This window comes from Rhizobium sp. ZPR4 (assembly GCF_040215725.1).
Classification (GTDB): Bacteria; Pseudomonadota; Alphaproteobacteria; order Rhizobiales; family Rhizobiaceae; genus Rhizobium; species Rhizobium rhizogenes_D.
In genome coordinates this window covers 1835161-1848402 of the sequence record NZ_CP157967.1, presented here as the reverse complement: position 1 = coordinate 1848402, position 13242 = coordinate 1835161, and the positions used below count along the sequence as shown (strand labels likewise).

The 13242-nt window shown below is 60.8% G+C and carries 16 protein-coding genes; 9 read left to right on the top strand and 7 right to left on the bottom strand.

Annotated features, from left to right (window positions below; genetic code table 11):
• Positions 1-2 precede the first annotated feature (2 nt).
• The gene (locus tag ABOK31_RS09120; RefSeq protein ID WP_349958651.1) at positions 3-848 is read right to left on the bottom strand and encodes an aldo/keto reductase; all 846 of its coding nucleotides are present in this window, start codon (positions 846-848) and stop codon (positions 3-5) included.
• A gap of 205 nt (positions 849-1053) precedes the next feature.
• On the opposite strand from ABOK31_RS09120, the gene ABOK31_RS09115 reads away from it, so the two are divergent.
• The 4 genes from ABOK31_RS09115 to ABOK31_RS09100 are packed head-to-tail and all read left to right on the top strand — an operon-like array spanning position 1054 to position 3332.
• Entirely contained in the window at positions 1054-1647 is a 594-nt protein-coding gene (locus tag ABOK31_RS09115; RefSeq protein WP_349958649.1) for a LysE family translocator, read from the top strand.
• Positions 1648-1670: 23 nt separating this feature from the next.
• Complete coding sequence (gene nthA, locus ABOK31_RS09110) at positions 1671-2318, top strand: nitrile hydratase subunit alpha (RefSeq protein WP_349958647.1); 648 nt, start codon at positions 1671-1673, stop codon at positions 2316-2318.
• On the top strand, positions 2315-2974 hold the full coding sequence (gene nthB, locus ABOK31_RS09105; RefSeq protein WP_349958646.1) for a nitrile hydratase subunit beta: 660 nt from the start codon (positions 2315-2317) through the stop codon (positions 2972-2974). The genes nthA and nthB overlap by 4 nt, the downstream gene beginning before the upstream one ends.
• Entirely contained in the window at positions 2961-3332 is a 372-nt protein-coding gene (locus ABOK31_RS09100) for a nitrile hydratase accessory protein (protein WP_174179814.1), read from the top strand. Before nthB ends, ABOK31_RS09100 begins: the two co-directional genes overlap by 14 nt.
• Before the next feature lie 36 nt (positions 3333-3368).
• Here ABOK31_RS09100 and ABOK31_RS09095 read toward each other — a convergent pair whose 3' ends face one another.
• The 3 genes from ABOK31_RS09095 to ABOK31_RS09085 are packed head-to-tail and all read right to left on the bottom strand — an operon-like array spanning position 3369 to position 5087.
• Positions 3369-4172, bottom strand: coding sequence for an anti-sigma factor (locus ABOK31_RS09095; protein ID WP_349958645.1), 804 nt, complete (start codon positions 4170-4172; stop codon positions 3369-3371).
• A complete protein-coding gene (locus tag ABOK31_RS09090) occupies positions 4169-4723 on the bottom strand; it encodes an RNA polymerase sigma factor (RefSeq protein WP_349958644.1) in 555 nt (184 codons plus the stop codon). The genes ABOK31_RS09095 and ABOK31_RS09090 overlap by 4 nt, the downstream gene beginning before the upstream one ends.
• A complete protein-coding gene (locus ABOK31_RS09085) occupies positions 4707-5087 on the bottom strand; it encodes a hypothetical protein (protein ID WP_174179808.1) in 381 nt (126 codons plus the stop codon). The genes ABOK31_RS09090 and ABOK31_RS09085 overlap by 17 nt, the downstream gene beginning before the upstream one ends.
• 152 nt (positions 5088-5239) lie before the next feature.
• Here ABOK31_RS09085 and ABOK31_RS09080 point away from each other — a divergent pair, with 152 nt between their 5' ends.
• The 3 genes from ABOK31_RS09080 to ABOK31_RS09070 all read left to right on the top strand — a co-directional run bounded on the left by ABOK31_RS09080 (position 5240) and on the right by ABOK31_RS09070 (position 8448).
• Positions 5240-6367, top strand: a complete 1128-nt coding sequence (locus tag ABOK31_RS09080) for an ATP-dependent RecD-like DNA helicase (RefSeq protein ID WP_174179806.1) — start codon at positions 5240-5242, stop codon at positions 6365-6367.
• 187 nt (positions 6368-6554) lie between these two features.
• Entirely contained in the window at positions 6555-7307 is a 753-nt protein-coding gene (locus ABOK31_RS09075) for a pyridoxine 5'-phosphate synthase (RefSeq protein WP_349958641.1), read from the top strand.
• Between the two features lie 193 nt (positions 7308-7500).
• On the top strand, positions 7501-8448 hold the full coding sequence (locus tag ABOK31_RS09070; protein WP_349958640.1) for a hypothetical protein: 948 nt from the start codon (positions 7501-7503) through the stop codon (positions 8446-8448).
• A 62-nt stretch (positions 8449-8510) separates the two neighbouring features.
• On the opposite strand, the gene ABOK31_RS09065 is transcribed toward ABOK31_RS09070, so the two are convergent.
• Positions 8511-9398, bottom strand: coding sequence for an SDR family oxidoreductase (locus ABOK31_RS09065; RefSeq protein ID WP_349958639.1), 888 nt, complete (start codon positions 9396-9398; stop codon positions 8511-8513).
• Positions 9399-9535: 137 nt separating this feature from the next.
• Here ABOK31_RS09065 and ABOK31_RS09060 point away from each other — a divergent pair, with 137 nt between their 5' ends.
• Both ABOK31_RS09060 and ABOK31_RS09055 read left to right on the top strand, forming a co-directional pair.
• Complete coding sequence (locus ABOK31_RS09060; RefSeq protein ID WP_349958637.1) at positions 9536-9952, top strand: helix-turn-helix domain-containing protein; 417 nt, start codon at positions 9536-9538, stop codon at positions 9950-9952.
• Between the two features lie 10 nt (positions 9953-9962).
• Entirely contained in the window at positions 9963-11210 is a 1248-nt protein-coding gene (locus ABOK31_RS09055) for an NAD(P)/FAD-dependent oxidoreductase (RefSeq protein ID WP_349958635.1), read from the top strand.
• A gap of 64 nt (positions 11211-11274) precedes the next feature.
• Here ABOK31_RS09055 and ABOK31_RS09050 read toward each other — a convergent pair whose 3' ends face one another.
• Positions 11275-12501 carry an MFS transporter gene (locus ABOK31_RS09050; protein ID WP_349958633.1) on the bottom strand — a complete coding sequence of 409 codons (1227 nt, stop codon included), beginning with the start codon at positions 12499-12501 and terminating at the stop codon, positions 11275-11277.
• Positions 12502-12553: 52 nt separating this feature from the next.
• Positions 12554-13171 carry a TetR/AcrR family transcriptional regulator gene (locus ABOK31_RS09045; RefSeq protein WP_349958631.1) on the bottom strand — a complete coding sequence of 206 codons (618 nt, stop codon included), beginning with the start codon at positions 13169-13171 and terminating at the stop codon, positions 12554-12556.
• Positions 13172-13242 lie beyond the last annotated feature (71 nt).

The window sequence follows — 13242 nt, the reverse complement described above, 5'->3', positions numbered from 1 at the left end:
ACCTACAGCATGTCCAGTGACTTCTTTCGCGACGGTGGCGGGAAGGCGGCGTCGAGGATAGCCCAATCTTCATCCGTGATGTCGACATCGATCGAGTCGCGGTTTTCCTCGATGCGCTGCACGTTCGAGGATTTCGGGATCGATATCACGCCGTCACGCTCCAGCAGAAAGGCGAGGGCGATCTGCGCGGGCGTCGCCTGATAGGTCTTGGCGACGCGGATCAGTTCTGGATGGTGAAGCAAGCGACCCTGTTCGATCGGCGAATAGGCCATGATCGGAATGCTGCGTTCCTGGCACCAGGGCAGCAGATCGTATTCGATGCCGCGTCGGGAGAGATTGTAGAGCACCTGATTGGCGGCGACATTGCCGCCATTTGGCACGGAAAGCAGCTCATCCATATCGTCGACATCGAAATTCGAAACGCCCCAGGCCTCGATCTTGCCCGCAGCCTTCAGGCCTTCGAAAGCTTCCACGGTCTCTTCAAGCGGGTAGTTGCCGCGCCAATGTAAGAGATAGAGATCGATGCGATCGGTGTTCAAGCGCTTCAGGCTGCGTTCGCAGGCTTCGACGGCGCCTTTGCGGCTGGCATTGGCGGGATAGACCTTGCTGACCAGGAAGACCTCGTCGCGCCGCCCTTCGATCGCCTTGCCGACGATTTCCTCCGAGCCGCCATCGGCATACATCTCCGCCGTGTCGATCAGCGTCATGCCGAGATCGAGACCGGTTTTCAGGCTGGTGATCTCGTCCCGGGCGGTCGCGGCGCTCTCGCCCATATTCCACGTTCCCTGGCCGAGTGCCGGAACCAAGATGCCGGAGGGAAGGGTGACAGTTGGGATGGGCTCGCGCATGGTCATTCCTCACTGCAGAAAACCGAAGGATAGGGGCATTCGACCGGATTTCAACCGACATCCGTCATGTCACCGTGACAATCACCCTATGGCTTTCGTATGGCTGGCGAACTAATGTCGCACGGCCATGCGTCGTTACATTTTGCACGCATGAAGAAGAATTTTGGATGCCGCCCTGTCACAATACGGTGTCCTAGGAGGCATCATGGCGCTGGATACATTTCTGGCTCTTCTACTTTTTGCATTCACAACCTCAATCACGCCCGGACCGAACAACATGATGTTGTTTGCATCCGGCGTGAATTTCGGTTTCCGCCGCACCATTCCGCACATGCTCGGCATCGGCGTTGGCTTTCTCTCGCTGTTGCTCGGTGTTGGTCTCGGCCTGGGTGCCGTGCTGCACACAGTGCCGCTGCTCTATACCGTGCTGAAATTCGCCGGCGGCGCCTATCTTGTCTGGATCGCCTGGAAGATCGGCACGTCGCGTAGCCTGACCGAGAGCGAGGGCTCGGCGCAGCCGATGAGCTTCATCAGCGCCGCCGCGTTCCAGTGGGTCAATCCCAAGGCCTGGGTGATGGCAGTCACTGCCATGGCGACCTATACCAATGAGCAGCTCTATCTTGTTACCGTCCTTTTGGTCGGGTTGGCTTTTGCTGCGGTCAATCTCCCGAGCGTTTCGACCTGGGCTGGCTTCGGCTCGGCACTACGCGACTGGCTCTCTGATCCCGTCCGGCTCAAATGGTTCAACATAACCATGGCCGTCCTGCTGGTGCTCAGTCTCTGGCCGATGCTAAAGTAGTCGCAAAGAGACAGGAGACAGCCATGTCCCACGGACACTCGCATGATGACGACGATCATCACGATCACCATCACCACGACAACCACTATTCGGACATGCAGGCGCGGGTGAAGGCGCTCGAGACGTTGCTGACGGAAAAGGGTTTGATCGACCCGGCGGCGATCGACCGTATCGTCGAGACCTATGAGACGAAGGTCGGGCCGCGCAACGGCGCGCAGGTGGTGGCAAAGGCCTGGAGCGATCCCGATTTCGCCGACTGGCTGCGGCGTGACGCAACGGCGGCGATCGCTAGCCTCGGCTTTACCGGCAGGCAGGGTGAACATATGCGTGCGGTGTTCAATACGCCGGAAACGCATAACCTGATCGTCTGCACGCTTTGCTCCTGCTATCCGTGGGCCGTGCTCGGGCTGCCGCCGGTCTGGTACAAGGCGCCGGCCTATCGGTCGCGCGCGGTGATCGATCCGCGTGGCGTGCTTGCCGAGTTCGGCCTGACCTTGCCGCAGGAGACGAAGATCCGCGTGTGGGATTCGACCGCCGAACTTCGCTATCTGGTGATTCCCGAGCGTCCTGCCGGTTCCGAAGGCATGGACGAGGCGGCGCTGGCGGATCTCGTCAGCCGCGATGCCATGATCGGAACGGCAATCGCCAAGGCGCCGGAGGCCGCGCTATGAACGGACCGCACGATCTCGGCGGCCAGATGGGGTTCGGCCCGGTCGCGCCGGAACAGAACGAGCCTTATTTCCATGCGGAATGGGAAAAGCGCGCGCTCGGCATCACGCTTTCCTGCGGCGCCTTCGGTGCCTGGAACATCGATGAGAGCCGGCACGCGCGCGAAAACATTCCGCCGGCGAGCTATCTCGGCGCCAGCTATTACGAGATCTGGACTCGCGCCGTCGATACGTTGCTCGAACGGCATGGCTTTGCCACGGCCGAGGAGCTGCGGGTGGGGCACGCGATCGAACAGGGCAGAGCACCCAAGCGGGTGCTGAAGGCTGAAATGGTCGATGCCGCTTTGGCCAAGGGTGGCCCTTGCGACCGGCCGATCGATGCTGCACCACTTTTCGCCGTCGGCGATCATGTACGGACGAAGAACTTCAATCCGACCGGCCATACCCGGTTGCCGCGCTATGCCCGCGCCAAGACGGGCATCATCGAAGCGGTGCAGGGATCATTCGTCTTCCCCGATGACAACGCTCACGGCCGGGGCGAGAATCCACAATGGGTCTATACCGTGGTCTTTGAGGGTGCCGAGATCTGGGGCGAGGGCGCCGATCCCTCTCTGACCGTCTCGATCGACGCCTGGGAGAGCTATCTTGAGCGCGTGTAGGGTCCCGTCGCCTCTGGCGCAATCGCCGGGATTGCCGAAGTCGACCGATGGCGAGCCGGTCTTTCCGGAACCCTGGGCGGCAGATGCCTTTGCGATGACCGTGCATCTGCATGAGAAGGGCCTGTTTGCCTGGAGCGAATGGGCTGAGCGGCTCTCGGCGGAACTGCACAAGCCAGGCCGCGCGTCTGACGGCAGTGATTATTTCGATTGCTGGGTGGCTGCTCTGTCAGGGCTGCTGGTCGCGAAGGGCATTGCCGATGCCGATGCGATCCTGGCTTTGCAACAAAGCTGGCAACGTGCGGCCGAGGCAACGCCGCATGGCAAGCCGATTGCGCTTGAAAACGATCCGCAATGGTAGGGTAATCCGAGTATCGGTTTTACCGCTCACGGCAGGCTACGACGAGAACTGCTTGTAGCACTCGTCCGCCACCTGCCGCAGCATGTCGCGTGAGATTTCGCCTGTCACGGCATAGCCGAGATCGCCGTCGATCCAGTAGAAGGTCTCGACGGCTTTGTCGCTGGCGAAGCGGAAGCTGGTCGTGGTGTTGCCGCTATTGCGCCCCACCAGCACGGTCAGGCGCTGGCCGCTGGCATTTTCATACATGAACAGGGCTCCGGGCGTGCCGTTGATCGGCAGCAGCCGGCCGCCGACGAGCTGGAAGCCCAGTTTCTGCAGGCTCGGCACCTTGAGGCCGGCGACATTCATGCGCTTGCCGAGCCAGGTGGCGAGATGCGCCTCCTGATCTGCGCCGACTTCGACGGGGTGGCGGACATCGCTGGCATAGACGACGAAGGCCGAGTGCGCTTGCTGCGGCAGGGCTTCGATCGATGTCAGCTGCAATTCGGGCTTGGCGAAAAGATCGGGGCCGAAGTGGCCGGCCACAGCACCGGCGATGAAGAGCGCCAGTGAGGCAGCAAGCATCATCAGCCTGCGGCTTCTTTGCGGGGCAAACGTCTGTACAGCCGATGAGGTTCTGCTTTTCAAAATGAGGTCGGTGTCGCCATCCCTTGATATCGCATAGGGGGAGAACATGGCCCGGATGTCATCGTTCTGGGCCTGCCATGCAGTCACGGAAGCAGCCTCTTCAGGATTTTCGGCCAGCCATGCCTCCAGCTCCGCCTGCTTTTCGGGTGGCAGGAGGCCATCGGCAAGGGCGTGAAGGTCCGCTTCGGTCACGGTCGGTTTGTGTTCGTTCATTTTGGTCTCCGAAGCGTGACAACGTTGTCTGCATTCAGCAGGCTGGTCATCTTCTGGCGCGCGCGCGACAGGCGCGACATCACCGTGCCGATCGGGATATCGAGCATGTCGGCGACATCCTGATAGCTGTAGCCTTCGACGACGACGAGTATCAGCACCGCGCGATAGTCTTCGCCGAGGCTGTTCAGCGCCGTTTCGAGGCGCGATCGCTGCAGCGGATCGCTATCCGTTTCGGCAGCCGGCAGGTGGCTGTTGTCATCGATATCGACGAAGCTGCGGCCGCCCTGCTGGCGCCGCTCGTTGCGGTAAAGATTGGTCATGATGGTGAGGATCCAGCCGCGCAGGTTCAGTCCGCGCCATTGGCCGCGGCGGATCAGAACCTTCTCGACACAATCCTGAAGCAGGTCCTCGCCGTCGGCATCCGACCAGGTGAGGCTGCGCGAGTAGCGTCGCAGCGAGGGGAGGAGCGCCAGCACCTCCGCCTCGAAACTATCGGGCGCGGGGGAGGCTTCCGCCGCGCCGTTTCCGGTCCGGTCAGGGCCGTGCGGCATCCCAGACGCCCTTGAAGCCGTCACCGGCGACATCACCGGACTTTGCGTCCTTGACGAAGAAATAGAGCGGCATGCCGTCCTTTGCCCACTGTTTCATCCCGTCCTTGCGGGTAATGATCGAATATGCACCCTCAGCCTTGGCTTTGTCATCGGCCATGAGCGGCGGCCAGGCTTTCTCGCAATCGCCGTTGCAATTGGACACGCCAGCCTTGTCGTTTTTGAAGGTGTAGAGCGTCTTGCCGTTTTCGCCGGCGAGCACCTTGCCCTTGGCGCTCTCGACCGTCTTGACGGGTGCTGCGGCGAAGGCCGCTGTGGCAAAGGCCGATGCCGCAGCGAGCGCGGCCAGGAAACTCAGGGTCTTCATGATGTCTCTCCTCGGGTGGGTAAACGATGGTCGTCCAGGCCTCGCATTTTGCGTTGCCGGACATGAGACACCGGTACCTGGGATTTTATTCCCGGCTCGCCGGGTATTTTTTACTGCTTGCTTCCCTCGGCCGAATCCTGCCATTTCGGCGCATGCAATTCGCGCCGCAACAAGATGAAGCGCTCAAGGCCGTTGCCAACTGGCTGAAGGAAGGGCGCTCACCGCTGTTCCGTCTGTTCGGCTATGCCGGCACGGGCAAGACGACGCTCGCGCGGCATTTTGCCGAGCATGTCGATGGCGATGTGCTGTTTGCTGCCTTTACCGGCAAGGCGGCGCAGGTGCTGCGTTCGCGCGGCGCCTCCAATGCCAAGACCATTCATTCGCTGATCTATCGGCCGCGCGGCGAAGAGGCCGTCGAGGACGAAGAGACGGGCAAGACATCGATCGCCCCGATGTTCACCATCAATCGCCAGAGCCCGGTCGCCAAGGCCGCGCTGATCATTGTCGACGAATGCTCGATGGTGGACGAAGCGCTCGGCAAGGATCTGATGAGTTTTGGGACGCCCATTCTGGTGCTCGGCGATCCCGGTCAGCTGCCGCCTGTTTCCGGCGGCGGGTTCTTCACCAACGAGGAGCCGGATTATCTGCTGACGGATATTCACCGTCAGGCGCGTGACAATCCGATCATCCAGCTCGCCATGCAGGTGCGTGAGGGCAAGGAAATCATGCACGGCGACTATGGCACCGCGCAGGTGATCTCGAAGAACGAGGTCACGCAGCCGCTGGTGCTGGAGGCCGATCAGGTTCTCGTTGGTACCAACAGGACGCGCCGGCGCTACAATCAGCGTCTGCGCGAGCTCAAAGGCTTTACGGCCGACTATCCGCAATCCGGCGACAAGCTGGTCTGCCTGCGCAACGATCCCACCAAGGGGCTGCTCAACGGCTCGCTCTGGCAGGTCATGACGTCTTCCAGGGAAACGACGAAGCCCGGCATCAATCTTCTGATCCGCCCGGAAGACGACGACATGGACCGAGGCGCCGCGAAGATCAAGCTGCTGAAACAGGCTTTCGAGGATGTCGAGGGCGAGATTCCGTGGTCGACCCGCAAGCGCTATGACGAATTCGATTATGGCTATGCGCTGACGGTGCACAAGGCGCAGGGCTCGCAGTGGAACAATGTCGTGCTGTTCGACGAGAGCTGGGCATTTCGCGATACGCGCGAGCGTTGGCTTTATACGGCCATCACCCGCGCTGCCGAGACGCTGACAATCGTCCGATAGGGCTGCGTTTGCGCTCATAAATATCCGCAGAAGGACCTTGTTGCTGATACGTCACCGTATGGTGATGCCGCTTTGCCGTGTCCATCAAAGTTTTGCATGGGTTGATGTCGGAATCTCGTTGGTTTTGCTGGGCATAATGGCCTAAAACGGCTGCTATCATCCGCTTTGAAAATCAGGGATTTCGATCATGCCCGCCAAGCTTTCCGTGAACCTCAACGCCATCGCGATGCTGCGCAACCGACGCGATCTTCCCTGGCCGAGCGTTACGGGCCTGGGACGCATTGCGCTCGCCGCTGGCGCCAGCGGTCTGACCGTTCACCCGCGCCCCGATCAGCGGCATGTCCGCTTTTCCGATCTGCCCGATATCCGAGCCCTGATCGACGACGAGTTTCCGGAAGCGGAGTTCAATATCGAGGGCTATCCGAGCGACGAATTCTTCGATCTTTGTGCCTCGGCCGAGCCCGAGCAGGTGACGCTCGTGCCCGACGATCCCACGCAGGCGACCTCGGACCACGGCTGGGATTTCCGTAGGAACCGCGAACTGCTAGTCGAGGTCGTCGCCAAGTACAAGAAGATCGGCTGCCGCGTGTCGCTGTTTGCCGATGGCGACGGCGATGCGGACGCCGTGAAGATCGCCAGGGAAGTGGGTGCCGACCGTATCGAGCTTTACACCGGCCCTTATGGCGGCTGCTACGATGATCCGCAGAAGGCCGCTATCATTCTCGAAGCACTCGGCAAGACCGCCGATGCCGCCCTCGCCAATGGCCTTGACGTCAATGCCGGCCACGATCTGACGGTCGCTAACCTGCCAGCGTTGCTGAAGCGCATTCCGAAGCTTGCCGAAACCTCGATCGGCCATGGGTTGACCGCCGATGCGCTGGAATATGGCATGGCTGAAACGGTTCGCCGCTTCCGCCGGGCGTGTGGGCAGGTGGTTTGAGGGGAAGAGGTTTTGGGGCTGTGGTCACCCGGCTGACTTTGTCACGTAGTAAGTAGGCCTAATAGGTGGCAAAAAGAGATATGCCATATGGTGCTCTCTCGTGGAGATAAACAGTGAAGTGCGTCCCAAAGACCTTGCGCGACGATATTGACCCGAAAAAATCTATCTCCTACTAACTATCTTTGGCGGCGGTATGCTGCTTTTTCCCATCGTGGGACCGTTTCTGGTAATTTTTACTCTCGGCGCGGCGATACTGCTACCAGCACTTTGGTTGTATGCTACCGCAGCGCTTCCAGCATATGCCGTCTGGCGGATGTCCGGACGGACACGTCTTGCTGCAGCCATCGCTATAGCAAGTATCATTGTCCTCGCCACGGCGCCGGGGCAACTGGCTAACAAAGAGCTCAAGCGAACTCTGGATGGTTACCTCGCTCACGACATACAGCTCGTGGTGCCACAGCAACCCGCGGCGCTCCAATTCGTTGTGAATGGCGGGCAAAGGGTGTTTTGCAAAGCCGTATGTCAAAGGCTGTTGTTATCGGGCTCAGTGCAGTCAATTACGATTCGTAGCGATAGAGGCCGAAATCCTCCTGAAGTTGTAACTTATCGCGTGAAGCAACTTTTTTCGTGCCCAGAGATCTTTGCGAGCTGGGTGCCGGTATTGCCCTCGACACGGAAATCGATCGCCGAGAACAAATGCATCACCTCCAGCACTGGTGATGCAATGCACGACGGTGTGACCATCGAAGAAAAAGAAATTGAAAGCTCGTCAATTCCTCAGTTTAGTCTTGTGGGTGTTTACCGGGTTCAGCGCTTGCTGATATCGAAAGTTGATGCCGGCCAGGAGACGTTGCTTGTTCAGAAGACGATGGCAAGGATAGGCAAAGCTTCGACCCCATTTTGGCTGTATAACTACTGGGGCTTTCTGACATCGGTGAGAGGTGTCGCGGTAGCCCAGGTAGACGAGGTTTATAACCATTATCGACTTTTGGATGTGTTGGCCGAGATAGCGGGCATTGACGTCGACACGAGGTATTGTGGAGATCCGCGACCCTATGAGCCGTCGCCTGAAGAGATCCTTTTTAGCCAAGAGGCACGAGATTCGCATTGCCTAGCAAAGCAGCCGCAGACGGTACTTTGAAATTAAAAGGCGGCCGGGCAAACCTTTACCAAAGTGGCAGGCCAGCCCGGCCGCTTGAAAACTCAGCCGGCCAATGCGGCCTTGTGTTCCTCAAAGAAGCTGCGCAGCGTCTGCGGTTCCTTGCCGGTCAGCTTGTTGAAGTCGTTGGTGAGGATGTCGAATTTGCCGGCGCGGGTGTTGGCGTCGGCGGAGACGAGCATGTCGACCACGAAGGGCGGCAGGCCGGCGCCGGCAAGGCCAGCGGCAAACTGTTCGTCGTTGACCTCAACGACCTCAAGCGGGCGGCCGGCGATCCGGCTGACGACGCTGGCGATATCCTCGACAGTGATGGCGGTCGAGCCGGTCAGCGTGTAGGTGGCGCTTTCCGTGCTGTCGGAAGCGAGAGCAGCGGCGATGGCGAGCGCGCAATCTTCGCGGCTGATGTTGCTGACGCGGCCGCCACCGGTCGCTGTGTACCACTTGCCGATTTCGAGGCTGTGCGGGAGACCGTGCAGGAAGTTGTCGAAATACCAGGCGTCACGCAGGATCGTGTAGCCGATGCCGCTCGCCTTGATGGCGTTTTCCGTGCCGAGATGATCGGGCGCGAAGCTGACGAGCGAGTTTTCTGGTGCGGGCATAGAGGTGTAGAGGATGTGCTTGACGCCGGCTTTCTTGGCGGCCTCGACGGCAGCGGTCTGCTGCTTCAGGCGCTGGCCGGGAACGGCGAGCGCATCGGTGCTGATGATCAGCAGGCGATCGACGCCTGCAAAGGCGGCGGCCAGGCCGGCGGCATCGTCGAAATCGGCCTTGTGGGTGACGACGCCCTTGGCGGCGAGATCGGCAAGCTTTTCGGGGCTGCGCGTGGCGGCGATGATGCGGCCGGGAGCGACCTTGTATGTCTCCAGCAGGTGATGAATGACGCGCTGGCCAAGCTGACCGGCGGCGCCGGTGACGAGAAGAGTGCTGCTCATGTCTTTATCCTTGTTTGACCGCCGCGGATTTGCAGAGGTTTGTCGCTCTCAAAAAGAGACCAGCTCTACATTGGGGTTTGACTTCGACCTGTAAAGGAGGCAGTTTTTTGGCTCTACGTTACCAAAAGGGAACCGCCTTGAGCACCAGCACTGTCGTCAATCTGCGCAACGCGAAGGTACCGCTGCGTACCGTCGATATCAGCAAGGTCACGTTTACGGATTGCCCGGTGCGTGATCTGGTCTCGCAGATCGGCGGCAAATGGTCGGTGCTTTTGCTGGAAGCGCTGGCGCAGCGGCCCTATCGTTTTGGCGAGTTGCGCCGCATGGTGCCCGATATCTCCCAGCGCATGCTGACACAGACGCTGCGCGAACTTCAGCGTGACGGCTATATCGGTCGCGAGGTTTTCCCGACCAAGCCGCCGAGCGTCGAATATCGGATGACCGATCTCGGCTATTCGCTCTACGAACCGCTGGCACAGCTTCTGAATTGGGCCGAGGCCAATCATGAGGCCGTGCGGGCCGCCCGTACCCGTTTCGATCAATCGCCGGACTGAGCCGCCCATCGTGAAGCCCTTGAAGATCGCTATCGTCGGCGCCGGGCCTGCCGGTCTTGCCGCCTCTCTCTTTCTCACCCGTGCCGGTCATACGACCGACATTATCGAGCGGTTCGACAGCCCGGCTCCCGTCGGCTCGGCGCTGATGCTGCAGCCGACCGGATTGACCGTGTTGGAATCCCTCGGGCTCGGCCCTGCGATCCATGCGGCCGGTAATCGCATCGATCGCTTGTTCGGCACGGAAACTACCCGCGGCCGTATCGTCCTCGATGTGCGTTACAATGCCTTGCCGGGCGGGCGCTACGGGCTTGGTGTCCATCGTGCAGCGCTGTTCGACACGCTTTACGATGAAGTCTCCGCACGGCGACATCCTATTTATACAGGGCAGCGGGTCATTGGCGTCATCGAGGAGAGCGGCGCTAGCTATCTCTCAATTGAAGGTGGCGAACGTCTTGGACCTTATGATCTCGTCATCGATGCCAGCGGTGCGCGCTCGGAACTGGTCGCAGCGTCGTCCGTCGCGCCGCGTGCGCGCAATCTCGTCTATGGCGCTTTCTGGGCGACGCTCGATTGTCCGGATGGATTGGTGGATCAGGCGGCGCTGACGCAGCGTTATGACAAGGCGAGCGTGATGATCGGTGTCTTGCCGATCGGTCGTCGCAGGCCGCATTTACCGAAACAGGCAGCCTTGTTCTGGAGCCTCAAGGTCGCGGATGCGGATGAGGTGCGCAGGCTGGGACTCGAGCGTTGGAAGGACAGGATTCGTGGTTATTGGCCCGAATGCGAACCATTATTGGAGCAGATCAGCGATTGGGATCAGTTGACGCTGGCGCGCTATGCCCATCGCACCGTGAAGACGCCCTATAGCGGACGGACTGTATTCGTTGGCGATGCGGCGCATTCCACCAGCCCGCAGCTCGGGCAGGGCGCGAACATGGCGCTCCTCGATGTCGCGGCTCTGGCGCATGCGCTTGCCGGGCACGAAACCGTCGAGGCGGCTCTCTCGGCCTATGCCAGGGCGCGGCGGATGCATGTGCGGCTGTTCCAGCTGCTGTCGCTAGCGTTCACGCCCTTCTACCAGTCGGATTTGGCAGCGTTGGCCTGGATCAGGGACCGGCTGGTCGCCACCATCGCCAGGGTGCCGCCGGCGCCGCAGATCCTGGCGGGCATCGTTTCCGGCACACTGGTCGATCCGTTCAACGGTGCCGGCCTTAGGGAATGTGACTGGCTGCAGCTGGCCGTGCTGCAGCCGTCCTGATCAGCGTTTGTGTTGGAGCCTTTCCGCTTTTCTTCGAAACGCGGAAAGGCTCTATCCCTTGTCTCTACGCACTTTTCCTGGAATTGCGCTCGGTCAGGAAGGCAAGCAGCGCGATGACCGGGAAGGCGATGCCAATCCAGGATGCCAGATTCCAGCCGCCAGTCGCATAGGCCCAGCCTCCAAGCGCCGAGCCGATGGCGCCGCCGCCGAAGAATGTCGCCATGTAAAGGCCGTTGAGACGGCTGCGATGTTCGGCGCTGAGCGCGAAAATGGCGCGTTGACCCAGCACCAGATTGGTCTGAACGCCGAAGTCGAGCATGATGCCGGAGAGCGTCAGCGTGATCAGCGCCAACAGCGAGCCGCTGCCCGAGACGTGGCCAATGAAAAAGGCGATAATGGCGAGCACCATTGCGAAAGCGGTGGCGAGCTTCGTCCAGCCGCGATCGGCAACGCGGCCCGCGATCGGCGAAGCGACGGCGCCGGCTGCACCCGCAAGGGCGAAGAGGGCGATGCCGTTCTGCGTCAGGCCGAAAGCCGGGCTCGCCAGCAGCAGCGGTGTCGTCGTCCAGAACAGGCTGAAGGCGGCGAACATGCAGGCCTGATAGAGGGCCCGCCGCTGCAGCACCGGCGTATGCAGGGCGAGATGACCCATGGAAGAAAGCAGTTGGCCATAATGCAGCTTGGTGTGCGGCACACGGGTCGGCAGAACGAGGCGCAGGATGACGATCAACCCCACCATGATACCGGCCGAGATGATATAGACCGCATGCCAGGACAGAAGCTCCGACAGGAAGCTTGCGGCCGGGCGGGCGAGCATGATGCCGCAGAGCAGGCCGCTCATGACATTGCCGACGACGGCGCCGCGGCTGGCATCCGGCGCCATGTGGGCGGCAAAGGGAACCAGAACCTGCACCGCGACGGAGGCGAGGCCGATACACAGCGAAGCGAGCAGGAACAGCGACGGGGAAGAGGCAAAAGCAGCGCCTACAAGAGCAATGGCGGACAGCGCCACCAGCGTCAGAACCAGCCTGCGGTTCTCGAGAAGATCCCCCAATGGCACGATCAACAGCAAGCCGAGGCCATAGCCGATCTGCGTCAGCGTGACGATGAGACCGGTTGCGGCCGGCGTGAAGCCGAGCGACTGGCTGATGGGGCCTGCGAGCGGCTGGCCATAGTAGAGATTGGCGGCCACCAGCCCGCAGGCGGCGGCGAACATGAAGGTCAGCAGTGGCGAAATGGTCTTTTCCGGAAGCGGTGTGCTCTCCCGTCTGGCGGCGGCAGTTGCGGACATGTCTTATCCTCGATGCAAGCAGGGGAGCGCGCCCCCCGAAAATCCGATGAAGTCAGTTGAGCAGTTTCATGGCCGTCTGGGCGACGGCGAGCATATGTTCGTGTTTGCGGCCGGTCTTTCCGATCACGCGCATGCCCTTGGTGAGGGCAAGCATAGCGCAGGCGGTGCTTTCGGGATCGACGTGCTGCGCCACCGAGCCATCGGCATGACCGAGACGGATGAGATCCAGGATGCGGCGCTCGTCGAAATCGAAAGCCACGCCGACGCGGTTGGCGACCTCCTCGTCGAAAAGCGCAAGTTCGGTTGCACTGCCGACCACAAGGCACCCTCGGCGACCGATATCGCCGCAAGAGGCTTCGGCGAAAAATGTCACCAGGGCGTGGAGTTTCTCATAGCCGGTCGGAGCCTTGGCAAGGGTCTCGTCGATCAGCTGCTGGCGCACCTGGCGATAGCGGCCAAAGGCGGCAAGGAAGACGCCGCGCTTGTCGCCGAAAGCCTTGTAGACGCTGCCCGCCGTCAGGCCCATGGCCTCGGTCAATTCGCTGATCGAGGCGGCATAGTAGCCGCGCTCCGAAAAAACGCGCAGCGCCTCATCAAGCGCGGAATCCATATCGAATTCGCGCGGTCGACCGCGAAGCTTCGGCGTGATGTCGAGGGTGTCTGTCGTCATGCGACTCTTTTAGGAAATGATCGTTTCCAAATCAAGTGAATTTTTGCAATGCAGCAAGACATCGCGAGAAT

What these genes read in the sequence shown, in the direction of transcription:
- ABOK31_RS09095 (WP_349958645.1), bottom strand. Translation starts at nt 4,172, where the DNA reads ATGAACGAACACAAACCGACCGTGACCGAAGCGGACCTTCACGCCCTT.
- ABOK31_RS09050 (WP_349958633.1), bottom strand. Translation starts at nt 12,501, where the DNA reads ATGTCCGCAACTGCCGCCGCCAGACGGGAGAGCACACCGCTTCCGGAA.
- nthA (WP_349958647.1), top strand. Translation starts at nt 1,671, where the DNA reads ATGTCCCACGGACACTCGCATGATGACGACGATCATCACGATCACCAT.
- ABOK31_RS09080 (WP_174179806.1), top strand. Translation starts at nt 5,240, where the DNA reads ATGCAATTCGCGCCGCAACAAGATGAAGCGCTCAAGGCCGTTGCCAAC.
- ABOK31_RS09065 (WP_349958639.1), bottom strand. Translation starts at nt 9,398, where the DNA reads ATGAGCAGCACTCTTCTCGTCACCGGCGCCGCCGGTCAGCTTGGCCAG.
- ABOK31_RS09085 (WP_174179808.1), bottom strand. Translation starts at nt 5,087, where the DNA reads ATGAAGACCCTGAGTTTCCTGGCCGCGCTCGCTGCGGCATCGGCCTTT.
- ABOK31_RS09115 (WP_349958649.1), top strand. Translation starts at nt 1,054, where the DNA reads ATGGCGCTGGATACATTTCTGGCTCTTCTACTTTTTGCATTCACAACC.
- nthB (WP_349958646.1), top strand. Translation starts at nt 2,315, where the DNA reads ATGAACGGACCGCACGATCTCGGCGGCCAGATGGGGTTCGGCCCGGTC.
- ABOK31_RS09070 (WP_349958640.1), top strand. Translation starts at nt 7,501, where the DNA reads ATGCTGCTTTTTCCCATCGTGGGACCGTTTCTGGTAATTTTTACTCTC.
- ABOK31_RS09120 (WP_349958651.1), bottom strand. Translation starts at nt 848, where the DNA reads ATGCGCGAGCCCATCCCAACTGTCACCCTTCCCTCCGGCATCTTGGTT.
- ABOK31_RS09090 (WP_349958644.1), bottom strand. Translation starts at nt 4,723, where the DNA reads ATGCCGCACGGCCCTGACCGGACCGGAAACGGCGCGGCGGAAGCCTCC.
- ABOK31_RS09045 (WP_349958631.1), bottom strand. Translation starts at nt 13,171, where the DNA reads ATGACGACAGACACCCTCGACATCACGCCGAAGCTTCGCGGTCGACCG.
- ABOK31_RS09075 (WP_349958641.1), top strand. Translation starts at nt 6,555, where the DNA reads ATGCCCGCCAAGCTTTCCGTGAACCTCAACGCCATCGCGATGCTGCGC.